The sequence below is a fragment of the Mesorhizobium sp. B2-5-11 genome (genome assembly GCF_006440835.1).
GTDB lineage: Bacteria > Pseudomonadota > Alphaproteobacteria > Rhizobiales > Rhizobiaceae > Mesorhizobium.
In genome coordinates this window covers 1-22056 of record NZ_VFUK01000001.1, presented here as the reverse complement: position 1 = coordinate 22056, position 22056 = coordinate 1, and the positions used below count along the sequence as shown (strand labels likewise).

The window sequence follows — 22056 nt, the reverse complement described above, 5'->3', positions numbered from 1 at the left end:
GTTTCAGTTCATCGTTGCGCGGTAAGCCTCTTCGCGGATCAGTTCCCAGATCGATTGGCTGAGCCTGGCGAAATCGCCGGAGCGCCGCGTCTCGTCGCCGCGCGGCCTGGGCAGGTCGATGTCGATGACCTGCTTCAGGCGGCCCGGATGGCTGCTTAGCACCGCGACCCGGTCGGCCAGGAACACCGCCTCGTCTATGGCGTGCGTGATGAAGACGACCGTCCGCCGCTCGGCAGCGGGGCGGTCCTGCCCCCAGATGCGCAGCAATTCGTCTTGCAGGATGACGCGGGTCTGGGCGTCCAGCGCCGCTAGCGGCTCGTCCATCAGCAGGATTTCCGGCTCGTTCGCCATCAGGCGCGCCAGTGCCACGCGCTGGCGCATGCCGCCCGATAGCTGGTGCGGGTACTTGTCCTCGGAGCCGGTCAGGCCGACCATTTCGACGGTGCGGTTGACGCGGTCGGCGCGCTGCGCGGGCGAAAGCCCTCGCCCGGCCGGCCCATAGATCAATCCGAACTCGACATTGCCGCGCACGGTGCGCCAGGGAAACAGGGCATAGTCCTGGAACATCACGCCGCGTTCGGCCCCCGGTCCTTCGATCGGCCTGCCGTTCAGGCTCATCGTACCCGACGTCGGCCTGTCGAGGCCGGCGAGCATGTTGAGAACGGTCGTCTTGCCGCATCCGGACGGGCCGACGATAGCCATGAACTCGCCGGCCTTGATGTCCAGCGACAGGCTGTCGACCGCCACCACGGACGCAGATTCCCCGAAGCATTTGCTGACGCCGTCGAGGCGGATCTTGGCATCGCTCATGGCTGGCTCCACGGCACGGCGAAGGCGAGTGCGGCACGCAGGATGCGGTCGAGCGCGAAGGCCACGATGCCGACCGCGATCATGCAGACCACCATGCCGTTGAGGTTGATCGAGTAGGCGTAGAAGACGAACATCATCTGGCCGATGCCGCCGCTGCTGCCGGACTTGGCGCCGACCGCGAGCTCGGCGGCAATGATCGCCGTCCAGGCGATGCCGAGGCCGATGCGCATGCCGACCAGAATGGATGGCAAGGCGGCCGGCAGCAGCACCACCCGCATCCGCGTCAGCGGCGCCAGCCCCATGGTCAGCGCGGCGCGCATCAGACTGGGCTCGATACGCTTCACGCCCGAGATGGTGTTGATCAGGATCGGGAAGAAGGCGGCATAGGCAACGATGGCGACAGCTGCCCCGGAGCCCGAGCCCAACCAGAGGATAACCAGGGGCAGGATGGCAAGTGCCGCTATCGGCCGGAAGGTCTCGACCAGCGGATCGAGATTGCGCTCGACGGCCGGCATGCTGCCCATGGCGATGCCAAGCGGGATCGCCAACAGGGCCGCCGCCGCGAAGCCGGCGAAGACCCGTCCGAGGCTGGTGGCGAGACCGGCCACGAGATCGCCGTCGCGCAGCATGGAAATGGCCGTTTCGGCCACCGTGCTGGGGCGTGGCGCCTGGGCGGAGCCGGACGCGAGAGCTTCCCAGACGACCAGCAGCAGCACGGGAACGATGAGGCGAAGCGCAAACCTGTTCATCGCGCCACCTCCGTCCGCGCCCACGGAGTCAAGACATCAGAGAGCCAGCGCAACCCCTTGTCCGTCAGGAAGCCGAGCAGGCCGATGGCGACGATGAAAGCCATCACCGTCGGCGTCGACAGCATGCTGCGGTAGTATTCGATGGCGTAGCCGAGGCCGTTCGGCGCTCCTACCAGTTCGGCAGCGACGACGGCGGTCCACGAGGCCGCCACCGCAAGCCGTGCCGAGACCAGGATCGCCGGCAGCGCCGCCGGAACGATGACGCGCCGCATGATCGCCCGCCCAGACAGGCCCATCGTGCTGGCCGCCGCGACGAGCCGCCTGTCGACGGCGGCGGCGCCCGCGGCGGTGCCGATCAGCAGCGGGAAGAAGGCGGTATAGAACATGATGAACAGCGGCAGCCGATGGCCGATGCCGAACATGTAGAGCGCAAGCGGTATCCATGCGATGCCGGCTATCGGCCGCAGGATCTCCACCGGCAGTTCGAGCAGATCGTTCCAGAGCCAGCTGCGGCCCATCAGCAGCCCGAGCGGCACCGCCACCGCCGCGGCAGCCGCGACGCTTACCAGCAGACGGGCCAGACTGATCCCTGCATTGCCGAGCAGTTCGCCGTTGAGGGCCGTATCGCGCAGCGCAAGCGCAACCGCGACCGGCGACGGCAAGAGCAGCTTCGAAGGCACGAAGAACGAGCCGACATACCAGGCAAGGACGAACAGGCCCATCGTGCGCAAATACACGAACAGGCTGGTCAGGCGCGCAAAGCGCATTGTCCTTTGGCCGGCATCGTTCGAGGAGATAGCCGTCACAACGAGCCCCGCACGCGGGTCGGAACTTCGAGCCCTTCCCCCAAAATCTCGCCGAAGGTGAGGGTGCCGCCGGCGACATCGAGGATGGTCGCCAGCAGCCGGTTCGCCGCTTCGGCGACGGTTTCGATCCCCTCCGAAACCGGGCTGGCGTCGAAATCGATCTGCTCAGGCAGCCGGCGAGCCGTCTCGCGCCGCGCCGTGATCTTGATCGTCGGCGCGAGCGCGCTCGCGGTGCTGTTGCCTGGCCCGGTTGTGAACAGCATGATCTGGGCACCGGCCGCGGCGAAGCCTGTCATCGATTCCGGCGAGAAGGACGGGCCGTCCATGAGGTAAAGGCCGCCGGCGGTGACCGGCTCGGCCATGCCGAGCACGCCGTCGATGCGGCAAGTTCCCGTCTTGGCCAGGGCACCGAGGGACTTCTCCTCGATCGTGCTCAACCCGCCGCGTATATTCTCCTCGCCCGGATTGTTGCCGGTCAGGCTGTGGCCGGAAGCGGCGGCGAAGCGTTCCTTGCGCTCCACGGCCTGCAGGATCTGTCGTGCCACCGTTGCATCGCGAGCGCGCGCCGCGAGTATATGTTCTGCCCCCAGCCACTCGACGGTCTCACCGACAATGACGGTGCCGCCATGCGAAACCAGAAGATCGACCGCGGCCCCCACGACCGGATTGCTGACCAGACCCGACGTCGCGTCGGAATGGCCGCATTCGATGCCGACCACCAGCTGCGCGCCGGGCAAGTTCTCGCGCCGGATCCGCGAAGCCTCGCGCAGCAACGCCGCGCCGCGCCTGATGCCCTCGCCCATGACCGACAGCATGTCCTCATGCTGCTCGGCGAAGGAAACGCTGCCGACCGGCTTGCCGCAAGCCGAAATGCGGGCCGCGACCATCTCGGTCGTCGCCGAATCCACTCCGACCACCAGAACGGCGGCGGCGTTCGGATTGCGGCCGAGACCGACAAGTTGATCAAGGTGCAGGCCGAGGTCCGGCTCGATGTGCCCCCTGCCCGCGCTCGTCGCGGCCAGAAGCGCGCCTTCGAGACCCGCCGCAATTCGCTCGCTGACACGCAGCGCCAAACCATTGATGCACAGGATCAGCACATAATTGCGGATTCCGGCGCGGCCATCGACCCGCCTGTAGCCACTGAATGGCGGCAGGCCGTCGGTTTTGTCGGCACCGGAGGCAGGCAGTGGCATTGGCGTTTCCAAACCGTCGCGAGCGTGGCAATCTCTTCAAATCTCAATATTTGATCAAATGTCGCCTTGGCAAGGGCAAAATTGACTTCTTTCGATCGCCGTGCGAGCAATATTTGCTCAAATCAGGGTAGGCTTGGATGCATGGCGCGTATTCCCGACGTTCAGAAGCTTCTTCGTGACGACATCGTTTCCGGAGCCATTCCATTCGGGGCAAGGCTGAGGATCGACGATCTCGCCGGCCGTTATGGCGTAAGCCACATGCCGGTCCGCGAGGCCTTGCGCGCCTTGAGCGGCACGGGACTGGTCGTGCTGGAACCCAATCGCGGCGCCAGTGTCAGGACGGTCCACATGTCGTTTGTGATCGACCTGTTCGATATCCGCAGCGCCGTCGAAACGATGCTGGCGCGGCGCGCCAGCGAAAGGCGCACCGCCGAGCACCTGCGCGATCTGAAGGCCGCGCAGGACATGCTTGAGCAAAGAGTGGCCAGCGACGACTTCCTTGCCGTCCCACATGCCAACAACATCTTTCACGGCGTCATCAACGAGGCGGCCGGCAATCCGGGCGCGCTGTCGATGGTGGATCGCAACTGGCTGCTGGTGGCGGCGATCTGGCAACGCTACGGCTATGACGAGGGGCGCTTCCATGGCGTCATCGACGATCATCGCCACATCATCCGGGCCATAGAGCGCCAGGATGCCGGCTCGGCGGCGACCTTGATGGGCGCGCATATCGAAAAGGCCAAACACGACCTCCTGGCGCGCATCGCCGTCGATCCCAAACCCGATATCGGCCGGCAATGACGGCCGGGTTCGAGGTCGCGGCGTCGACGGGCGACACGCTGGGCGAATCGCCGACATGGCTGGCGCGGGGCGGAGAGCTGTTCTGGGTCGATCTGCGGCGTCCTTGCCTGCACAGGCTGCGGCCCGAGACAGGAGCGGTGACATCGTGGCCGATGCCTGAGGTCATCAGCTCGGTGGTTCCACGAGCATCGGGCGGTGTCGTCGTGGCCTTGCGGCAAGGTCTCCACGCATTTGATCCCGCCAGCGGCGCACTGAGCCTGCTGGCGCGCGTGGAGGATGGGCCGCCCGAGCATCGGCTGAACGACATGAAGTGCGATCCCGGCGGCGGCATAATCTGCGGCAGCATGTGGGACTATGGGCTGCATGCGTCCGGGGCGCTTTACCGGATCAACGCCGCCGGAAGTTCGAGCCGGATCCGCGACGGGATCGCCGTGCCCAATGCGATCGCCTTTGCCCCGGATGGCCGTACCGTCTACTTCACGGATACGCGGCAAGGCGACATAGAGCGGGCGGATTTCGACCCGGCGAGCGGATTCGTGGGGCCGTGGTCTCTGTTCGCCGACCGGCACGCGGCGCCTGGAAGGCCCGACGGCGCCACCGTCGATGCGGACGGCTTCCTCTGGAATGCGCGCTACCAAGGCGGCTCGCTGGCGCGGTTCGCGCCCGATGGCCGGCTCGACAGGCTGGTCCCTCTCCCAGTCACCCAGCCGACCTCCTGCGCCTTCGGCGGTCCAGGCCTGAAGACACTGTACGTAACGACCGCAACGCAGAAGCTGACGGAGGATCAACTGGCCAACGAGCCCCTGGCGGGTTGCCTGCTTGCACTCGACGTCGGCGTGGCGGGACTGCCGGAGCCGGCTTTTGCCGGTTAATCTCGGCTATTGCCAGCCGAGATGGCGGCCACCCGTCGCCTGCAGGTCCGCCCCGGTGATGAAGCTGCCGGCGTCGGAGCAAAGCAGCAGCGCCGCTCCCGCCATCTCGCGCGCCTCGCCGGCCCGCTGCATCGGCGCGGACCCCTTCTGGATCTCCGCCCATTTGGCCGCGTCCTCGCGGCGCCAGCGATTGCGCTCGGTAACGACAAGCCCGGGCGACAGGTTGTTGATCGTCACCCCGTGTGGCGCATAATCCTTGGCAAGGTTGAATGACAGATTGTGCTGCGCGCTCTTCAGCGCGGCATAGACGGCGAGATCGGATTCGGGCCGCGTCTGGTTGATGCTGCCGATCGTCAGCACACGGCCCCAGCCATTGTCCTTCATGCCGGGCAAGGCGGCCTGCAGCAATTCGATCGTCGCCTTGAAGTTGATCTGGATCTGGTGCTCGATCTGATCGGTGGGAAGGTCGAGGAAAGGCGTGCGGTACTGGATCGAGGCGCAGACGACAAGCACGTCGACACCACCCAACGCCTCGATCGCCGCCTGGACACAGCGAGCCGCCTCTCCGGCCCGAGCGAAATCAGCATCGATGGCGACGCCGCGCCTGCCCTTCCCGCGAATTTCACGGACAGCTTCGGCGGCCGCATCCGGCTGCCCGAATGCCACGTCGGCGTCGCGAGCGAAATGGACGGCCACATCGGCGCCCGCCTCGGCAAAAACCCGCACGATCTCACGGCCGATGCTGACGCTGCCGCCGGTCACCAAGGCGCGCCGGCCAGCCATCGTGAAGCGCTCGGCAAGAGCCAGCGCATTCTGGATGTCGATCTCTTCTTTTTGCACCGTCAATAGCCCAGCCTTTCCAATTTGATCACACTTTTATTTGGAGTGCTCTTCAAAACGCATTTTCAGGGAGAAATCCAGAACCAATTCTTCCATTTGATCAAATCAGGCAGGCTGAAAAGCAGCGTCCCTGGCGGCAGCGGCTAGACGAAGGCGTACAGCCCGTCACGCGCGCCCATCGGAATTGGACAAAGATTCTAAGATTTTCGCGACAGACCGTCGCCTTCTATGGCGTTGACCAGTGTCTCGCTGCCTTGGCGCAGATGCTGCGTCAAAACGCTGACGGCCTCGCCGGGGTCGCGTCGCCGGCAAGCGGCCAAGAGGTCGCGATGCTCCGTCTGCGAGCGGGCGCGGTAGTCGAGGTTCGACAACAGGATACGGACGTAGCGGTCGGCCGCATTATGGTGCGCCTCGATCAGGCCGAGCAACCGGCGATTGCCGCAGGCGTCATAAAGCGCCAGATGAAAGGCCCGGTTCAGCACGCCCCACCTGCCGACATTGCGCTCGGCATCGATCTGATCGAGCACCTGTTCGGCCTCGTCCAGCTTGCCGCCGGGCAGGCCGGGAATGGAGAGCCGCAGTGCCTCGTACTCGAGCAGTTCGCGCACGGCATAGATCTCTCGGATCTCGTCGCCGTCCATTCTGGCGACGTGCGCACCCTTTGTCGGGTGGATGGACACGATGCCTTCGGCCTCGAGCTGACGAAGCGCGTCCCGGATCGGCATCCGGCTGAAGCCAAACTGCTCGGCCAGATCATCCTGGCGCAACGTCGTGCCGGCCTTCAGGGTCCCGCTGGCAATGGCCTCGCGCAAGACATTGGCGACCTGCTCGGCAACCGTTTGCGGCCTCTCGATCAAGCCTTCGCCAAATCCGCGCAATCCATGCTCCCATTTCACGTATCGTCAGCTTAGGGGAAAGCTTCATTCTCGGATATAGGTATCCATGTGTACGAGAAGAGTTGCAAGCCGGCGGCGATGCGCCCGGCATGGACGCGAGATCGCCGCGGCGAAACCTTCGGAACGGGAATGGCTTGCAGTTTGGCCCGCGGAAACAGCAAAACCGGCAGCCGCCAGCCGCATGCGGTGAGGCCCGCGCGGCATTGGCGGCAGCGATCATGGGGGCAGGATATGACACTCAGAATGGTAGTGCTTGACGGCAAGCCGCTCAGTGCGGCTGATGTGGCCGAGGTCGCACGGCGCAACGCCCGCCTCGAGTTGGGCGGTCAGGCGATGCGCCGCATCCGCGAGAGCCGTGCGCTCATCGAGCATCTCACGCAACTTGGCAAGCCCATGTATGGCGTCACCACCGGTCTCGGTGCGTGCGTGGATACGCCGCTTGCGCAGGCCGACCTGATCGCGTTCCAGCATAGCGTACCGCTCAGCCACAGTATGGGCATCGGCCCCGCCCTTCCGACGGAGGCCGTGCGGGCGCTTATGGCCGCAAGGATTTCAGGCATGGCGGCCGGCGGCACCGGCACCTCCGAACATGTGGTCATGGGCCTTGTGGCGGCACTTAACGCCGGGGTTCATCCGGTGATCCCCAGTTGGGGATCGATCGGGGCGGCGGACCTTGCCGCCCTCGGGCATATGGCAAGGGCGCTGCGCGGCGACGGCGAAGCGGAGTTCCAGGGCAAGATCATGCCGTCCGCCGAGGCGCTGGCTCTCGCCGGGCTCGAACCACTCAACCTGCGCGAGAAGGACGGCCACGCCATCATCGTCGCGAACAGCCTTTCGACCGGAACGGCATGCCTGTGCCTGGAAGACGTCGCCCATCTCATCGACTGGTCGCTGGCTGCCGTGGCCCTCAATTATGAGGCATTCCGCTCATCCGTCAGCGCAATCAGCGAGGAGGCGCTGTCAGCCCGCCCGGCATTCGGCCAGCGCGAGATCGGCGCGCGTCTGCGGGCGGAACTGGCGGGAAGCGGCCTGTGGGAGGACAACGCCGCGCGGCGTCTCCAGGACCCGCTCAGCTATCGCTGCGTGCCGCAGGTGTGGGGCGGCCTGCTGCATGCGTTCGAACAGGCGAAGCTGGCGACGGAGATCGAACTGGCTCATTCGGGCGACAACCCGGTTATCCTGCCGGAGATCGAGCGGGTCGTCTCGAACGGCAACTTCGACCTGACGGCGATGACGCTGGCCTGGGAACAGCTCGGCCAGGCGCTTGCGCATTGCGCGGTCGGCACCGCCAACCGTTGCATGAAGCTGATGTCGCCGATAACGGCGGAGCTGCCGCGCTTCCTGTCGGCCAGGGGTGGGAGCCGCCAGGGCTACGCGGAGCTGCAGAAACCGCTTGCCGCGCTGGAAGTCGAGATCCGGCACCTCGCCAACCCGATGTCGCTCAGCCCGCTTGCCGTTTCGGACGGCATCGAGGATCAGTCGTCGATGGCCCCGCGCGTGGTGGCCAAGACAGCCGAGATCGTCGAGCGGCTGCGTTATCTCGTTGCGATGGAACTGATCTTTGCGGCTACGGGGGTAGAATTGCGCGGTGTCGTCGACGGCATGGGCGACGGACCGCAGCGCACCTTCGCCGCCGTGCGCTCCCTTGTCAGCCCGCTTGACGACGACCGCGAAATGAGCACGGACATGACACGGATCGCACGGATGGTGGCGGGCCCACGCGACTGACGCGCCAAGGCGCTCGGCGAGCCCATGGCCCGCGAGCCTCTCCTCACGCAGAAAAGGACACGCCTCTGCGGCGCATGCCTGCCTGCACGCCGTGGACGATCAGCCGTGACAGGATTTCCATGTCGGGCGGCATTCGTGGACGCCAGATATCCAAAAGCAGGGCCACGCGAGGCTTGTCGGCGTTGTTTGTCACTTCATGAGGGAACGTGTCGTCCCACAACAGACACTCGCCGTCGGCGATCCGCCTCTCCTGATGATTGATCATCATGACCGTCGCCGGACGACCATCTGCCTGTCGAGGGATCACCAGGCCGAGATGGAACCTCATTATGCCCCTGAATGGGCCGCGGTGGCTGGGAATGTGCTTGCCCGGAGCCAGGAAAGAGATCGCCGCCGATTTCACCTCAGGGCATTCTGCAAGCAGCCGGTCGAGGACCGGCATTCGCGCGAGGTTTTGCGGAACCGCGACATCGTAAGCCTTGAGCACGAACATACGCCAGTCGCGACCGTCATTGGCCGAGATGTCGGCCTGTTCAGGCATGATGTCGTGGAAGCGGGGCGCCTTGCCCACGGCAAGCGCTTCGTCGCGGATGGCCTGCCAGGCGGCCGTGAACTTGGTGGCGTTTGGAAATTCGCTGGCGGTATCGAGGATCGCCGGCGCGTCGATGCGCTTTTCGTAGATCCGCCGCACCAGACCGGATGCAAGATCGTAAACTTGAGACATTTCATGGCCTCGAGGACATCATGAAACGAATATCCGGCAATTAAGTTGCTGATCTTGTTCGGCGTATGCCTGTCAGCACGAATTCGTGACCGACGAACAGTCCCGCGATCCCGCGCCTTGTTGCTGGCGTTCGTCAGCGTTCAGGGGCGCGTTCGACCAGACGAAACCTGTAGCGATCCCGTATGAATTCATTGAAGAAGCGCCCCTTGGAAGAGGCGGCTTTGAAGGCAGCGTAGGTCTCGGGCTCCACGTCTTCGTAGTCGTAGCGGTTTCCGCTCGGTACGAACCAGACCGAAAGCGCCCTGGTGGTGGGATCGTACTGTGTGCTGCGGATGGCCGTAGAAGGCATTGGCGTTCTCCCGGATGGATAATCCGGGGCGCAAACGGAAGTTCCAACTGTGCCGGGCAGCCCTGGCCGACAGGCCTTTCCATTCGGGAGCAGCGCAGCCGGATCGTCCGTCCGCGCCAGGAGATGAAGGAGCCGGCCCGCTTCTGCCGAGCCGGCCCCAAGGGATCAGAACGCCGGCTCGACCGCGTTGACATTGTCCTTGGTGACGACCGTCAGCGGGATCGGCAAACGGTCCTTGACCTCCTTGCCGTCCATGATCTCCGCCATGGTGTTGATCGCCAGGCGGCCGTCCTCGACCGGCGACTGCACGATGGTGGAGTACATTTCGTTGGTGCGGATCGATTCGAACGCGTCCTTCTGGCCGTTGATGCCGACGATCGGCGGTGCCGCCTTGGACGGATTGGCCTCCTTCCAGGCGTCGATGAAGCCGCGCGCCATGGTGTCGTCATTGGCATAGACGCCGCTGATCTGGTCGCCGAAACGGGTGATCAGGTCGCGGCTGACCACCAGCGCCTTCTGCTGGTCGAAATCGGCATTGACCGTATCGAGCACCTTGATGTCGGCGCTGGTTTCCTTGAGACGATCGGTGAAGCCGCCGACGCGGCCGATCGTCGTGCCGTTGCCGGCCTGGCCGGCGATGATGACGACGGAACCCTTGCCGCCAAGCGCCTTGCTGAGCGAGTCGGCCGCAAGCTTGCCTTCCTCGTAAACGTCGGGCCCGGTGAACGACTTGATGAACGGCTTGGCATCGTCGCTCATCGGCGAGTTGATGAGGATCGCGGGAATGTTCGCCTGCTGTGCGCGGGCGAGGCCCGGTATGTAGGCCTGCGGGTCGAGCGGCCACAGGATGATGCCGTCAACCTTGCGCGCGACGCAGGTGTTGAGCTGCTCGGTGCCCTTCTGGACGTCGAAATCCTGGCTGAGGCTCAGGATCTCGATGCCGAGCTCGCCGGCGCGCGCCTGGAGCGCCTTGTTGGCCGGCGTCGCATAGGCATGCGAATCCGCGGCCGTGACGTAGCAGACCGTCTTTGCACTGGCCCAGCCCGTCGAGGCCAATATTACCGCCATGGCGGTAATGTGGAGCATGCTTTTCTTGCCAACCATAGGTTTCCTCCCGATCATGTATTTCCTCCTTGAGTGATTGGATTGTCGCGAATGAGCGCGGGGCCTGTGCCCGGCGCCCTCCCCTTGGTAGTCACGGCCCGATCGAGCACGACGAGCAGGATCAGGATAAGCCCCGACACGACTTGCTGGACGTATGCGGGAACGGATTGGAACTCCATCGCGATGGTCAGCGAGCCGATCGTCAGCACGCCGCCAAGCGTGCCGAGCGCGGATCCCTTGCCGCCTTCGAGGCGGGTTCCGCCGACCACGACCGCGGCAATGACGGCGACCGTCAGTTCCGAGCCGAAGACGGGCGAACCGGTGTTGGTGACGAGGCTCTGGAGAACGCCTGCGAGACCGGCGAGCGTGCCGGCGAAGACGAAGCCCAGAAAAACGATGCGATCGGAGGCGATGCCGCTCTCCTTGGCCGCCGCCGGATTGGACCCGACCGCAAAGACATTTCGGCCCGGTATGGTACGCGTCAGCCAGACATGCAGCAGCACGATCAGAACGATGAACAGCGCACTGCGGATGGTGAAGATTTCGAGATGGATCTTGGCGAACGCCAGCGAAAGCATGATGTCGGTGCCGGTCACCGGCTGGCTGTTGGTGATCCAATGCGCGAGCGAGCGGAAGATCAGCATCGTCGCCAGCGTCAGCACTAGCGAGTTCACCTTCAGCCCGACGACCAGCGCGCCGTTGATGGCGCCTGCCAGCATGCCGACCAGGATACCGACAAGTGCGGCAGGCAGGATGCCGATCTCGCGCGGCAGGATGACCGACATGATCCCCGCCAGCGCGAACACCGCGCCGCCGGAGAGGTCGATCTGGCCGGCGACCAGAAGCACCGTAAGTCCAATGGCGATCAGGCCGATCGTCGCCGCCCGGTCGAGGCCGAGTCCGAGGGTCGATGCGGAGAAATAACCCGGAACCGCCAAGGCGGAAATGATCAGCGTCAGGCCGAGGATGATCACCACCCTGTGCCGCGAGGCAAGCGCCAGGAACCTCATCACGCCACCCCCCTCTTGCGCAATGCCGCGTCCATGCCGACGGCGCCGACGATCAGGATGCCGAGGACAAAACCCTGGATCGGCGTGCGCACGCCGTCGAGCACCATGACGTTGGTCAGAAGCTGCACGAAGATCAGGCCCGCGATCGCCCTCGGCACCGAGCCGAAACCGCCGATAATCGACACGCCGCCGACCACGACCGCGGTGATGGCGCTGAACTCGTAGCCGGCGCCGATCAGCGGCCGCGCGCTTTGCAAGGTCAGGCCCAGCAGGCCGCCGCTGACGCCCGAAGCCAACGCCGTGATCACGAACGCACCGGCCTTCACCGCTCGCACGGGCACCGCGCTCGCCTCGGCGGCGCTGTAATTGCCGCCCGTGGCGAGCGTCCACCTGCCCCAGAAGGAGCGCGAGAGGACGAAATGCCCTATGAGAGCGATCAGCAGGAAAATCAGCACCACGACCGGGACGCCGAAGAGCCGGCCCTTGGCGAATTCGGCCGAAGCGGGATTGTTGCCATAGACGATGACGCCGCCGACAGTGGCCTGCACGATGCCCAGCCCGATGGTGCCGATGCCGAGCGTGGCGATGATGGGATTGATACCGACATAGCCGACCAGCACGCCGTTGAGCAGGCCGATAAGGCCCGCAAGCGCCACCGCCAGGACGAAGGCAGGAACCGGCCCGATCATTGGCTGCAGCCCGAGCGAAAGGATGGCCCCGCAGGCGATGGTGGCCGGCACCGACAGGTCGGCCAAGCCGCCTGCCACAAGCACGAAAGTCATGCCGACGACGACGATGCCGACAATGGACATCGAGGTCAGGACGTTGAGCAGATTGCCCGTGGTGAAGAAGGCGGGGCTGACGAATGAGCCGTAGAGCATCACTGCAAGGATGGCAAAGCCAAGCCCCGCCTTGGACAGGACATCGGCAAGCCTGCTGCCGCGCGTGAAGCGGTCATTGCGGTTCGCCCCGCTGGTCTCCATGGCCGCATCAGTCATGCCGCCTCCCCCGTCGCCAGCGCCATGATGCGCTCCTCGCTCAGTTCGGCGCGGGCGAGCGGCTCCGATGCGCGGCCGTCGCGCATCACAACGACGCGATCGCAGACGCCGAGGATTTCGGGCAGTTCCGACGAGATCATCACCACCGCCATGCCGTCGGCGACAAGCCGGCCGATGATGCTGTGGATCTCGGCCTTGGCGCCGACGTCGACGCCGCGCGTCGGCTCGTCGAGGATGAGCACGGAGGGCTTGGCCGCGAGCCATTTGGCGATGACCGCCTTCTGCTGGTTGCCTCCCGACAACAGGTTGATGCGCCGCTCCCCGTCGGGCGGCGAAATGGAAAACTGCTTCACATAGGTCGTCGCCAGCGAACGGTCGGCGCTGCGCCTGATACGGCCGAAGCTGGTCAGACGCCGCAATATCGACAGGCTGATGTTCTCGCGGACCGACATGCCCGGAATGATGCCGTCGCCCTTGCGGTCCTCGGGGACGTAGGCGATCCCGGCTCGCACCGCCTCGGAAGGAGAGTTGATGGCGACCTTGCGCCCGTAGACGCTGACCGTTCCCTCCACCAGCCGCGACAGGCCGAAGATGGCGCGTGCTACCTCGGTGCGACCCGCCCCGACCAGTCCGGTCAAGCCCAGTATCTCGCCGGCGCGCACATCGAAGCTGACATCGCGGAAATGCGCCCCGTCGCCGATGCGTTCGACACGCAGCACGGACTTGCCGATCGCGGCCGGGCTTTTCGGGAACACGTTGGCGACCTCGCGGCCGACCATCAGCCTGATCATCTCGGCCGCGGTTATGCCGTCGATCGGACGGGTCTCGATCATTGAGCCGTCGCGCAGCACGGTCACCTCGTCGGCGATCTCGAGAACCTCCTTCAGCCTATGGCTGATGTAGACGATGGCGATGCCGTCATCGCGCATCTTGCGAAGGATCCGGAACAGCGCCGCGGTTTCGTGCTCGCTCAGGCTCGATGTCGGCTCGTCCAGCACGATGATCCTGGGCTGCGCCGCATAGGCCTTGGCGATCTCGACCAGTTGCTGCTGGCTGATCGACAGGTCGCCGAGCCGCGCGCGCGGGTTGATGGCCGCGCCCAGCTCGTGGAGGACGGCGGCGGCCTTCCTGACCATTTCGCCCTTGTGCAGCCAGCTCCATTTGCCGGGCATGCGGCCGAGATAGACGTTCTCCGCGACGGTCAGGTCGGGAACAAGATTGATCTCCTGGTGCACCATGCGGATGCCGAGCGCCTGGGCGTCGGCGGGACGCCGCATGCGCACTTCGGCGCCGCCGACGAGGATCGTGCCGGCGGTCGGAGCGTAGGAGCCGTTGAGCACCTTCATCAGCGTCGACTTGCCGGCGCCATTCTCGCCGACGACCGCATGGACGGTGCCGAACCGGACAGCGAAATTGACGTTCGACAGGGCCTTCACGCCGGGAAAACTCTTGGAGATGCCTCTCATGTCCAGGGCACAATCGGCGGCGGCACTCATCTAGGCTTGGTCCTCCCTGGTAGCATGCGGGCAGCGTTATGTTAGTATAATGCACTTCAAGGCACGGTTCGGCCCACCTCGAGCCCGCCCGAAGGCCCCTTTCAGCGCATCCGCACCAGGCACTTCACCATAGGCTGAAAATCACGCAACGGGCGGCACTATTGCACTAATATAATAGTTCTGGCAAGCTGGATCTGACCGCTCCGTCACTGGCGTCGGATCGCAACGAACCCCGCGTCGCAAGCAGGTGCATTCCGTTTGACATTCGAATAATTTTGCCATTTCAGGTGGACGAACGATGGGATTTTCCATGGATCTAGATCCTTCGACCCTCAATCGAGCCCTCCCGCTGCGCGACCAGATATACAACAAGATCCGCAACATGATCGTCGTCGGACGGCTGAAACCGGGTGAGGTCATCAATGAGATCGCAATTGCCGAAGCGCTGGGCGTCTCGCGCACGCCCGTGCGCGAAGCGGTCAAACGCATCAGCGACGAAGGGCTCGTCAAGATCCTGGCGCAGACCGGCACCTACGTTGCTCCCATCAGCCGGGCCGACCTCGAGGAAGCCTATGTCATCCGGCGTGCATTGGAGATGGAGAGCGCCAGGCGCGCCGCCGCCAAGCTGACGCCGGCTGCCAGTGAATTGCTGGAAGACAACATGGCAGCGCATAAGCTCGCCATAGCGCGCGGCAGGTACGCCACAGCGATTCAGCTCGACGATGTCTTTCACCGCACCATCGCCGAAATATGCGGCTTGCCGATGATCTGGCGCGCCGTCGACATCTCAAAGGCGCAGATGGATCGCGGCCGCTATCTCGCCATTCCGAAGCCCGGCTATGGCGAGCAAACGATCGAGCAGCACGAGGCCATTCTGGACGCGCTGAAGCGTCACGACGCCGAGGGCGCCGCACAGGCGATGGAGCATCACCTCGAGACGTCATTTCGCAACACGCTCGAAGTCGCCGCCGAGCTTCTCGACTGACGACCTCGACTGAGCGCTGAGACGGGCGGCGGAGGTTCCAGGTCCATTCAGCGTCGACCTGTAACCTGCCATCCGGCCGGTTTGCCGATGCCCGGCGAGCAATGTTCGCAGCTTGACGGTTGACGTTCTATTATATTAGTATTCCGATCCATTCGGCGGCATTGTGCCGGCGGGGCTTTTTCAGAGTTCGTAATGGCGCGGTTCATCCAGCTTTCGCATGCCGACAACATCCTTCTGGCGGTCGATCCGTTGATGATCGGCGACAAGGCAGGCGACATCCCCGCGAAGGCGCGCATACCGCGCGGCCACAAGATGGCGATCTGCGACATCGCTTCGGACGAGCCGGTCGTGAAATACGGACAGACCATCGGATTCGCCCGCGGACCGATCGCCGCCGGCGATTGGGTTCACGAGCACAACGTGTATCTGCGCAATTTCGAACGCGGCTATCTGTTCGGCACCAACGCCAGGCAAACGCTCGTCGTCCCTGAAGCCGAGCGCGTGAGCTTCATGGGTTACCGCAGGCCGAGCGGCAAGGTCGGGACGCGCAACTTCATCGCTGTCCTGACCTCGGTGAATTGTTCGGCCAGTGTCGCCCGCTTCATCGTGGAAGAGGTCAACCGCTGCGGCATCCTGCGCGACTATCCCAATGTCGACGGCGTGATCTCACTCGTCCATGGCACTGGCTGCGGCATCGACACCAAAGGCCCCGCTTACGACCTCTTGAAGCGCACGCAGTGGGGTTTTGCCACGAACCCCAATGTCGGCGGCGTGCTGATGGTCGGGCTTGGCTGCGAGGCGTTCCAGATTCCGCGCTGGATGCAGTCCTACAACATCGAGGAGAGCACGACCTTCCGCACGATGACGATCCAGGAGACCGGCGGCACACGCAACACGGTCGAGGCGGGGGTCAAGGCGATCGTCGATATGCTGCCCATGGTCAACGCCGCGCAAAGGACGCCACAACCGGCCTCCGAACTGGTGCTCGCGCTGCAATGCGGCGGGTCGGACGGCTATTCCGGCATCAGCGCCAATCCGGCGCTTGGCGCCGCCGTGGACCTGCTTGTCGCGCAAGGCGGCACGGCGGTGCTGTCCGAGACGCCGGAGATCTACGGCGCCGAACATCTGCTGACCATGCGCGCGGAAAACCGCGCGGTCGGCGAGAAGCTGATCGAGCGCATCCGCTGGTGGGAGGACTACACAGCCAAGCACGACATGGAGATGAACAACAACCCGTCTCCCGGCAACAAGCTCGGCGGGTTGACGACGATCCTGGAGAAGTCGCTCGGCGCGTCCGCCAAGGGCGGGACGACCAATCTGCGCGCGGTGCTGGAATATGCCGAACCGATCAACGAACGCGGCCTCGTCTTCATGGACACGCCCGGCTACGATCCGGTTTCGGCAACCGGCCAGGTCGCCGGCGGCGCGAACATATTGTGCTTCACCACCGGGCGCGGTTCGGCCTTCGGCTGCAAGCCGACGCCCTCGATCAAGCTTGCCTCCAATTCCTTCATTTTCGAGCAGATGCGCGAGGACATGGACATCAATTGCGGGGACATCCTCGACGGCGTCACGCTGGACGACAAAGGCCAGGAGATCTTCGCAGAGATCCTGCGCGTGGCATCGGGCGCGCGTACCAAATCGGAATCGCTGGGCTACGGCGACAATGAGTTCGTGCCCTGGAACCTCGGCGCTACCATGTAGCGACATCGCCCGCCCGCAACGGGCAACCTCAATTCACTCAACCAGAAAGAACGCTCGGCATGAACAGGATCGATCTTGACGGCCAACACGCCGTGGTCACCGGAGGCGCGCAAGGCCTCGGCTTCGCGATGGCCAAACGTTTCGTCGCCTCCGGCGCGACGGTCACCTTATGGGACGTCGACGAGGCGCGCCTCGAAGCGGCCAAGCGCGACCTTGGCAAGGCCGCCACGACCCTGGTCGTCGACATTGCGGATTGGGAGACGGTGGACGCCGCGCGGGCAAAAACCGAGGAGAGCGTCGGCAAAATCTCCATCCTGGTCAATTCTGCCGGCATTGCCGGTCCCGCCGCCCCGCTCGACAGCTACGACATAGAGACGTGGAAGAAGATCATCGACATCAACGTCAACGGCACCTTCTACGTCAACCGCGCCGTGGTGCCCGGGATGAAGGCGCGCAATTACGGGCGGATCGTCAACATCGCTTCCGTCGCTGGCAAGGAAGGCAATCCCAACGCCGCCGCCTATTCCGCTTCGAAGGCGGCGGTCATCGGCATGACCAAGTCGCTCGGCAAGGAGCTCGCGCAGTATGACATTGCGGTCAACTGCATCTCGCCGGCCACCGCGCAGACTCGAATCCTCGAACAGCTCACGCCCGAGCACATCGAATACATGCGCTCGCGCATTCCACGCGGCCGTCTGCTGGAGGTCGACGAGGCCGCCGCCATGGTCGCCTGGCTCGTCTCAAAGGAAAACAGCTTCACCACCGCCTCGACCTTCGACCTGTCGGGCGGGCGCACGACCTATTAGTCGAATACCGGCGCGCCGCGAAGCGTCTGCGCCGCGGCGCCCCGGTACACCGGCACTTGCTGCGTCACGGAGATGCGGCCGCGTCGCCGGCGAAGACTCGAGCTGCCTGGAACTGGGGGCGCAGCATCAGGTAGAACGCGACGGCGTGCGTGATCAGCAGCAGTGGGACATAGATTACGGGGATCGCGTATGCAGCGCCCAACTGCCCCGCCAGCTCAGGAAGACCGGCTTGGCTGCCGTGATAGTAGTCGACGGCGATATCGATCGTCCCCACGAGATTGAACGCGACGACGAACAACCAGAACAGCGGACGTATCCTCGTCGTCAAAAGCGCCAGCATCGCCAACACTCCGGTTGCGAAGTCGCCATAGGCGGCGAAGGTGGCGAAATCAGCCGGCAAATCGCGCCCGACGACGCCTGGAACGATGAAGACAAGCCCGAAGAAGCGGAAGCTGTGCAGCGTGGCGATGGCACGTTGCGCCTCGACCAGGTTGACGGATCTGAGCCGGGGCAAGACATACACGCCGACGCAGAGCAGCCAAGGCACGTAGCCTAGAGCGAGATGTAACAGGAAAATGGTTGCAGGCGACATATGGCCTCCCAAGAGATGTAAGGCGCAATTTACGCCCGCTTCCAGCGGTCGACTATTCGCGATAATGTTGACGGGGCATGAAGCAGAACTTCACAATCCGGAAAGGTGCGCTCGACGGCGTGGAGGCGTTCCTCGGCGTCGCGCAACACCGCAGCTTCCGAAAAGCGGCCGCGGAGCTCGGCGTCACGCCATCGGCGATCAGCCAGGCGGTGCGCGCGCTCGAGGTGCGCGTCGGTGCGGCGCTCTTCATGCGCACGACGCGCAGCGTCGGCCTGACCGAAGCCGGCGAACGGTTCCTTTCGCGCGCAAAGCCCGCTTTCGAGGAACTGGTCGCCGCAAGCGAAGTCGCACGTGAACTTGGGCAGCGGCCGACTGGGCTGTTGCGCCTCTCTGTGCCGCGCGCCGTGGTGCCGATCCTGCTGGAGCCGCTGGTGGCATCCTTTTGCCAGGCCTATCCCGAAGTAGAGGTGGAGATCGCCGCAAGCGGTGAGCTGGTCGACCTGGCGGCCGAGGGGTTCGACGCCGGCATCCGGCTCGGCCAGTTCATCGCCGCCGACATGGTCGCGGTTCGGCTGACGCCGCCGTTCCCGCTCGTGGTCGTCGGCAGCCCTGGCTATCTGCGCCGGCAGAAACGGCCGGAGCGCCTCGACGATCTGCGCGGCCATGCCTGCCTGCGCATGCGCCGCTCCAACGGATCGATCGCGCCCTGGCCCTTCATCGACGGCAACAAGACCGTCGAGGCAATCGTCTCCGGGCCGCTGGTCGCGCATGATTACCCGACACTGCTTGGCGCGGCGATCCAAGGTGTCGGACTTGCACAGGTGCCCGGCCCTCTTACCGAGGCCCCGATTGCCGATGGCCGGTTGCAAGCGTTGCTCACGCCCTTCGCCGTCACGACGCCGGGCGTTTTTCTGTATTATCCCGACAGACGCCAGGTCTTGCCCAAGCTGCGCGCGTTCATAGAGCATGTGAAATATCGGGGGACGGACGCCGAAGGCGCGCGAACTCCCTGAGGCCACCGCCCTCGGTGACGTGCTTGCCTGCTCGTGCCGCGCTAATTGGCGCGAAGGGCCGCGATCACCGCGGCGGTAACCTCGGCGGTGCTCGCGGTGCCGCCGAGATCGGGGCTGAGATATTCCGCCCGGTCCGTGACAAGCTCGATCGCAACCATGAGGCGCCGCGCGGCGGCCTGCTCGCCGAGATGCTCAAGCATCAGGCTCGCCGTCCAGAACGATCCGAGCGGATTGGCGACGCCCTTGCCGGTGATGTCGAAGGCCGAACCGTGGATGGGTTCGAACATGGACGGCCGGCTGCGCGAGGGATCGATGTTCGACGTCGAGCCGATGCCGAGCGATCCGCCCAGCGCGGCGGCCAGGTCGGAGAGGATGTCGGCATGCAAATTGGTCGCCAAAACCGTGTCGATGCTGCCGGGCTTGTTGACCATGCGCTGGGTCATGGCGTCCACCAGCATCCAGTCGACGGTGAGATCAGGGTAGTCGCGAAGCACGCCGCGCACGACTTCGTCCCACAGCACCATGCCATGACGCTGCGCATTCGACTTGGTGACGACCGTCAGAAGCTTGCGGGGGCGCGACAGCGCAAGCTCGCAGGCGAAACGGGCGATGCGTTCTATCCCGGCGCGGGTAAAGACGGCGACATCCATGCCGACCTCGATAGGCAGTCCGCGATGGGCGCGACCGCCGACACCGGCATATTCGCCTTCGCTGTTTTCGCGCACGATCACCCAGTCTATCTGCTTGCCGAGATCGGGCCGCAACGGGCCGGTCAGCCCGGGCAAGAGGCGCGTCGGCCGCACGTTGGCGTATTGGTCGAATCCCTGGCAGATGGCCAGGCGCAGGCCCCAGAGGGTGATGTCGTCGGGAAGGTCCGGATCGCCGACCGAGCCGAAATAGATCGCATCGAAACCCTCCAATTGCCCGAGGCCGTCCGGCGGCATCATGCGGCCGTTGCGGCGGTAATAATCGGAGCCCCAGTCGAAGCGCTTGAAGTCGAAGGCCAGACCCGGCTCGACAGCGGTCAGGGCTTCCAGCACCTTCACGCCGGCTTCGACGACCTCCGGCCCGATACCGTCACCACCGATGACAGCGATCCTATGCGAGGACATTTTCAGTTTCCTTCTCGATGGCAGCGACGATGGCGCCGCGGTTGTGGCCAAGTCATTGCAGCAGCATGCGGGTGGATTCGATCATCGCATAGGGATTGACGATGCCCTTGCCGGCGATATCGGGCGCGGACCCGTGCGCCGCTTGCGCCGTGGCTATGTCGCCTTCGCCGATGCACAGGCCCTACCGCTGATGATGCCCGGCGGTTCTTCAGCCTAGCCGAGCGGCATGCCACTTCAGGTGATCGTCCATGAAGGTCGAGATGAAGTTGTAGGAATGATCGTAGCCTTCCTGCATGCGCAAGGTGAGGTCGATGCCGGCCTTCTTGCAGGCTTCATCGAGCAGCCACGGACGGAGGCCTTCGTCAAGGAACCCATCGGCCGTGCCCTGGTCAACCAGGAACTCGCCAAAACGGCGGCCGTCCTCGATAAGCAGCGTGGCGTCATAGGCGCGCCAGTCCCTGTCGTCGGCGCCGAGATATTTCTCGAGCGCAGGCCGCGACCAGCCAGCAGTCGTCGGCTGAACGATCGGCGCGAAGGCCGAGCAACTCCTGAAGCGGTCGGGGTTCTTCAGCGCGATCGTCAACGCGCCGTGTCCGCCCATCGAATGCCCCGATATGCCCTGGCGCGCCATGTCGGCAGGAAAGTTCGCGCCGATCAATCCCGGCAGCTCGTCGAGGACGTAGGAATACATACGGTAGTTCCTGGCGTAAGGCTGCTGCGTCGCATCGACATAGAAACCGGCGCCGCAGCCGAACTGCCAATTATCCTTCTCGTCCGGCACATCGGCACCGCGCGGGCTGGTGTCGGGGCAGACCACGATGAGACCAAGCTCGGCCGCCAGGCGCCGGTACTCGCCCTTGTCCATGACATTGGCATGAGTGCAGGTGAGACCCGAAAGATACCACAGCACCGGCACCGGCCCATCCTTGACCTGCGGCGGCACGAAGACGGCAAAGGTCATGTCGCAGGCGCAGACCTCTGAAGCGTGCGAATAAACACCCTGGACGCCGCCATGCGACTTGGACGTGGAAACGACTTTCATCAACTCTGCCTTTTCGTCATGACCTTTCCGTCCGACATAGCTGCCGGCCGCCGCACCCGCAACCTTCAGCCCTGCAAACAGCACCGGCGGCGTAACCGAGGTGCACCTTGGTCACGCCGCCGGTCGACGCCGGACTTTGGGAACACGCCGACCTGGCCGGGAGGCTGGAGGTAGCGAAAAGTCCGGGCATTTCTGTGGCCCGCCTTCTCAAGCCGACAGGGCTCCTGTCGGTCCAAGCGGGGATGTCCTCGGGCCCGCGGCGTGTGGCCGCCCTCAATAAACCACGACACTCCTGATCGACTTGCCCTCATGCATGAGGTCGAACCCCTTGTTGATGTCCTCGAGCTTGAGCGTGTGGGTGATCATCGGGTCGATCTCGATCTTGCCGTCCATGTACCAGTCGACGATCCTGGGCACGTCGGTGCG

22 protein-coding genes and 2 pseudogenes are annotated in these 22056 nt (G+C 64.6%); 7 read left to right on the top strand and 17 right to left on the bottom strand.

Translation table 11 applies throughout. The features are described 5' to 3' along the window. Window positions 1–3 precede the first annotated feature (3 nt). The 4 genes from FJ490_RS00120 to FJ490_RS00105 are packed head-to-tail and all read right to left on the bottom strand — an operon-like array spanning window position 4 to window position 3558. Entirely contained in the window at window positions 4–810 is an 807-nt protein-coding gene (locus FJ490_RS00120) for an ABC transporter ATP-binding protein (RefSeq protein ID WP_140497569.1), read from the bottom strand. Continuing rightward, complete coding sequence (locus FJ490_RS00115; protein WP_140583911.1) at window positions 807–1559, bottom strand: ABC transporter permease; 753 nt, start codon at window positions 1557–1559, stop codon at window positions 807–809. Before FJ490_RS00115 ends, FJ490_RS00120 begins: the two co-directional genes overlap by 4 nt. Next, a complete protein-coding gene (locus FJ490_RS00110) occupies window positions 1556–2326 on the bottom strand; it encodes an ABC transporter permease (protein ID WP_140663305.1) in 771 nt (256 codons plus the stop codon). The genes FJ490_RS00115 and FJ490_RS00110 overlap by 4 nt, the downstream gene beginning before the upstream one ends. Window positions 2327–2361: 35 nt before the next feature. Further along, entirely contained in the window at window positions 2362–3558 is a 1197-nt protein-coding gene (locus tag FJ490_RS00105; RefSeq protein ID WP_140728070.1) for a UxaA family hydrolase, read from the bottom strand. A 141-nt stretch (window positions 3559–3699) separates the two neighbouring features. On the opposite strand from FJ490_RS00105, the gene FJ490_RS00100 reads away from it, so the two are divergent. Together FJ490_RS00100 and FJ490_RS00095 are read left to right on the top strand one after the other, a co-directional pair. After that, window positions 3700–4359 carry a GntR family transcriptional regulator gene (locus FJ490_RS00100; protein ID WP_140497561.1) on the top strand — a complete coding sequence of 220 codons (660 nt, stop codon included), beginning with the start codon at window positions 3700–3702 and terminating at the stop codon, window positions 4357–4359. Beyond that, window positions 4356–5231: an SMP-30/gluconolactonase/LRE family protein gene (locus FJ490_RS00095; protein ID WP_140728069.1), complete on the top strand. Its 876-nt coding sequence runs from the start codon at window positions 4356–4358 to the stop codon at window positions 5229–5231. Before FJ490_RS00100 ends, FJ490_RS00095 begins: the two co-directional genes overlap by 4 nt. Before the next feature lie 6 nt (window positions 5232–5237). Here FJ490_RS00095 and FJ490_RS00090 read toward each other — a convergent pair whose 3' ends face one another. Then, window positions 5238–6071 (bottom strand): SDR family oxidoreductase, encoded by an 834-nt coding sequence (locus tag FJ490_RS00090; protein ID WP_246670986.1) that lies wholly within the window; start codon window positions 6069–6071, stop codon window positions 5238–5240. Between the two features lie 197 nt (window positions 6072–6268). Further along, window positions 6269–6949, bottom strand: a complete 681-nt coding sequence (locus tag FJ490_RS00085) for a GntR family transcriptional regulator (RefSeq protein WP_246672594.1) — start codon at window positions 6947–6949, stop codon at window positions 6269–6271. Between the two features lie 249 nt (window positions 6950–7198). On the opposite strand from FJ490_RS00085, the gene hutH reads away from it, so the two are divergent. After that, complete coding sequence (gene hutH, locus FJ490_RS00080) at window positions 7199–8695, top strand: histidine ammonia-lyase (protein ID WP_140514475.1); 1497 nt, start codon at window positions 7199–7201, stop codon at window positions 8693–8695. A gap of 43 nt (window positions 8696–8738) precedes the next feature. Here hutH and FJ490_RS00075 read toward each other — a convergent pair whose 3' ends face one another. The 6 genes from FJ490_RS00075 to FJ490_RS00050 all read right to left on the bottom strand — a co-directional run bounded on the left by FJ490_RS00075 (window position 8739) and on the right by FJ490_RS00050 (window position 14376). Beyond that, on the bottom strand, window positions 8739–9419 hold the full coding sequence (locus FJ490_RS00075) for an aspartyl/asparaginyl beta-hydroxylase domain-containing protein (RefSeq protein ID WP_140514473.1): 681 nt from the start codon (window positions 9417–9419) through the stop codon (window positions 8739–8741). A 133-nt stretch (window positions 9420–9552) separates the two neighbouring features. Then, on the bottom strand, window positions 9553–9768 hold the full coding sequence (locus FJ490_RS00070) for a KTSC domain-containing protein (RefSeq protein WP_140514471.1): 216 nt from the start codon (window positions 9766–9768) through the stop codon (window positions 9553–9555). Window positions 9769–9933: 165 nt separating this feature from the next. Further along, window positions 9934–10872 carry a sugar ABC transporter substrate-binding protein gene (locus FJ490_RS00065; RefSeq protein ID WP_140514469.1) on the bottom strand — a complete coding sequence of 313 codons (939 nt, stop codon included), beginning with the start codon at window positions 10870–10872 and terminating at the stop codon, window positions 9934–9936. Window positions 10873–10886: 14 nt separating this feature from the next. Then, a complete protein-coding gene (locus tag FJ490_RS00060) occupies window positions 10887–11882 on the bottom strand; it encodes an ABC transporter permease (RefSeq protein ID WP_140728324.1) in 996 nt (331 codons plus the stop codon). After that, window positions 11882–12880, bottom strand: coding sequence for an ABC transporter permease (locus FJ490_RS00055; protein WP_246672596.1), 999 nt, complete (start codon window positions 12878–12880; stop codon window positions 11882–11884). Before FJ490_RS00055 ends, FJ490_RS00060 begins: the two co-directional genes overlap by 1 nt. Beyond that, window positions 12877–14376, bottom strand: a complete 1500-nt coding sequence (locus FJ490_RS00050) for a sugar ABC transporter ATP-binding protein (protein ID WP_140728068.1) — start codon at window positions 14374–14376, stop codon at window positions 12877–12879. Before FJ490_RS00050 ends, FJ490_RS00055 begins: the two co-directional genes overlap by 4 nt. A gap of 310 nt (window positions 14377–14686) precedes the next feature. Here FJ490_RS00050 and FJ490_RS00045 point away from each other — a divergent pair, with 310 nt between their 5' ends. The 3 genes from FJ490_RS00045 to FJ490_RS00035 all read left to right on the top strand — a co-directional run bounded on the left by FJ490_RS00045 (window position 14687) and on the right by FJ490_RS00035 (window position 17871). After that, the gene (locus tag FJ490_RS00045) at window positions 14687–15361 is read left to right on the top strand and encodes a GntR family transcriptional regulator (RefSeq protein WP_140562356.1); all 675 of its coding nucleotides are present in this window, start codon (window positions 14687–14689) and stop codon (window positions 15359–15361) included. A 192-nt stretch (window positions 15362–15553) separates the two neighbouring features. Beyond that, window positions 15554–17065, top strand: coding sequence for an altronate dehydratase family protein (locus FJ490_RS00040; protein ID WP_140728067.1), 1512 nt, complete (start codon window positions 15554–15556; stop codon window positions 17063–17065). Window positions 17066–17124: 59 nt separating this feature from the next. Continuing rightward, on the top strand, window positions 17125–17871 hold the full coding sequence (locus FJ490_RS00035) for an SDR family NAD(P)-dependent oxidoreductase (RefSeq protein ID WP_140728066.1): 747 nt from the start codon (window positions 17125–17127) through the stop codon (window positions 17869–17871). Window positions 17872–17935: 64 nt separating this feature from the next. Here the strand turns inward: FJ490_RS00035 and FJ490_RS00030 are convergent, their stop codons facing one another. Beyond that, complete coding sequence (locus FJ490_RS00030) at window positions 17936–18463, bottom strand: hypothetical protein (RefSeq protein ID WP_140728065.1); 528 nt, start codon at window positions 18461–18463, stop codon at window positions 17936–17938. A 77-nt stretch (window positions 18464–18540) separates the two neighbouring features. Between FJ490_RS00030 and FJ490_RS00025 the strand changes: the two genes are divergently transcribed. Continuing rightward, the gene (locus tag FJ490_RS00025) at window positions 18541–19476 is read left to right on the top strand and encodes a LysR family transcriptional regulator (RefSeq protein WP_140562362.1); all 936 of its coding nucleotides are present in this window, start codon (window positions 18541–18543) and stop codon (window positions 19474–19476) included. A gap of 41 nt (window positions 19477–19517) precedes the next feature. On the opposite strand, the gene FJ490_RS00020 is transcribed toward FJ490_RS00025, so the two are convergent. The 4 genes and pseudogenes from FJ490_RS00020 to FJ490_RS00005 all read right to left on the bottom strand — a co-directional run. After that, the gene (locus FJ490_RS00020; protein WP_140728064.1) at window positions 19518–20588 is read right to left on the bottom strand and encodes a tartrate dehydrogenase; all 1071 of its coding nucleotides are present in this window, start codon (window positions 20586–20588) and stop codon (window positions 19518–19520) included. 55 nt (window positions 20589–20643) lie between these two features. Beyond that, window positions 20644–20769 (bottom strand): annotated as a pseudogene (locus FJ490_RS00015) (isocitrate/isopropylmalate family dehydrogenase); the annotation flags it as partial. Window positions 20770–20796: 27 nt separating this feature from the next. Beyond that, on the bottom strand, window positions 20797–21630 hold the full coding sequence (fghA, locus tag FJ490_RS00010; RefSeq protein WP_140728063.1) for an S-formylglutathione hydrolase: 834 nt from the start codon (window positions 21628–21630) through the stop codon (window positions 20797–20799). Window positions 21631–21903: 273 nt separating this feature from the next. Continuing rightward, window positions 21904–22056 (bottom strand): annotated as a pseudogene (locus tag FJ490_RS00005) (S-(hydroxymethyl)glutathione dehydrogenase); the annotation flags it as partial.

What these genes read in the sequence shown, in the direction of transcription:
- FJ490_RS00065 (WP_140514469.1), bottom strand. Translation starts at nt 10,872, where the DNA reads ATGGTTGGCAAGAAAAGCATGCTCCACATTACCGCCATGGCGGTAATA.
- FJ490_RS00075 (WP_140514473.1), bottom strand. Translation starts at nt 9,419, where the DNA reads ATGTCTCAAGTTTACGATCTTGCATCCGGTCTGGTGCGGCGGATCTAC.
- hutH (WP_140514475.1), top strand. Translation starts at nt 7,199, where the DNA reads ATGACACTCAGAATGGTAGTGCTTGACGGCAAGCCGCTCAGTGCGGCT.
- FJ490_RS00030 (WP_140728065.1), bottom strand. Translation starts at nt 18,463, where the DNA reads ATGTCGCCTGCAACCATTTTCCTGTTACATCTCGCTCTAGGCTACGTG.
- fghA (WP_140728063.1), bottom strand. Translation starts at nt 21,630, where the DNA reads ATGAAAGTCGTTTCCACGTCCAAGTCGCATGGCGGCGTCCAGGGTGTT.
- FJ490_RS00020 (WP_140728064.1), bottom strand. Translation starts at nt 20,588, where the DNA reads ATGTCCTCGCATAGGATCGCTGTCATCGGTGGTGACGGTATCGGGCCG.
- FJ490_RS00070 (WP_140514471.1), bottom strand. Translation starts at nt 9,768, where the DNA reads ATGCCTTCTACGGCCATCCGCAGCACACAGTACGATCCCACCACCAGG.
- FJ490_RS00110 (WP_140663305.1), bottom strand. Translation starts at nt 2,326, where the DNA reads ATGCGCTTTGCGCGCCTGACCAGCCTGTTCGTGTATTTGCGCACGATG.
- FJ490_RS00120 (WP_140497569.1), bottom strand. Translation starts at nt 810, where the DNA reads ATGAGCGATGCCAAGATCCGCCTCGACGGCGTCAGCAAATGCTTCGGG.
- FJ490_RS00025 (WP_140562362.1), top strand. Translation starts at nt 18,541, where the DNA reads ATGAAGCAGAACTTCACAATCCGGAAAGGTGCGCTCGACGGCGTGGAG.
- FJ490_RS00040 (WP_140728067.1), top strand. Translation starts at nt 15,554, where the DNA reads ATGGCGCGGTTCATCCAGCTTTCGCATGCCGACAACATCCTTCTGGCG.
- FJ490_RS00095 (WP_140728069.1), top strand. Translation starts at nt 4,356, where the DNA reads ATGACGGCCGGGTTCGAGGTCGCGGCGTCGACGGGCGACACGCTGGGC.
- FJ490_RS00060 (WP_140728324.1), bottom strand. Translation starts at nt 11,882, where the DNA reads ATGAGGTTCCTGGCGCTTGCCTCGCGGCACAGGGTGGTGATCATCCTC.
- FJ490_RS00100 (WP_140497561.1), top strand. Translation starts at nt 3,700, where the DNA reads ATGGCGCGTATTCCCGACGTTCAGAAGCTTCTTCGTGACGACATCGTT.
- FJ490_RS00045 (WP_140562356.1), top strand. Translation starts at nt 14,687, where the DNA reads ATGGATCTAGATCCTTCGACCCTCAATCGAGCCCTCCCGCTGCGCGAC.
- FJ490_RS00115 (WP_140583911.1), bottom strand. Translation starts at nt 1,559, where the DNA reads ATGAACAGGTTTGCGCTTCGCCTCATCGTTCCCGTGCTGCTGCTGGTC.
- FJ490_RS00105 (WP_140728070.1), bottom strand. Translation starts at nt 3,558, where the DNA reads ATGCCACTGCCTGCCTCCGGTGCCGACAAAACCGACGGCCTGCCGCCA.
- FJ490_RS00050 (WP_140728068.1), bottom strand. Translation starts at nt 14,376, where the DNA reads ATGAGTGCCGCCGCCGATTGTGCCCTGGACATGAGAGGCATCTCCAAG.
- FJ490_RS00055 (WP_246672596.1), bottom strand. Translation starts at nt 12,880, where the DNA reads ATGACTGATGCGGCCATGGAGACCAGCGGGGCGAACCGCAATGACCGC.
- FJ490_RS00035 (WP_140728066.1), top strand. Translation starts at nt 17,125, where the DNA reads ATGAACAGGATCGATCTTGACGGCCAACACGCCGTGGTCACCGGAGGC.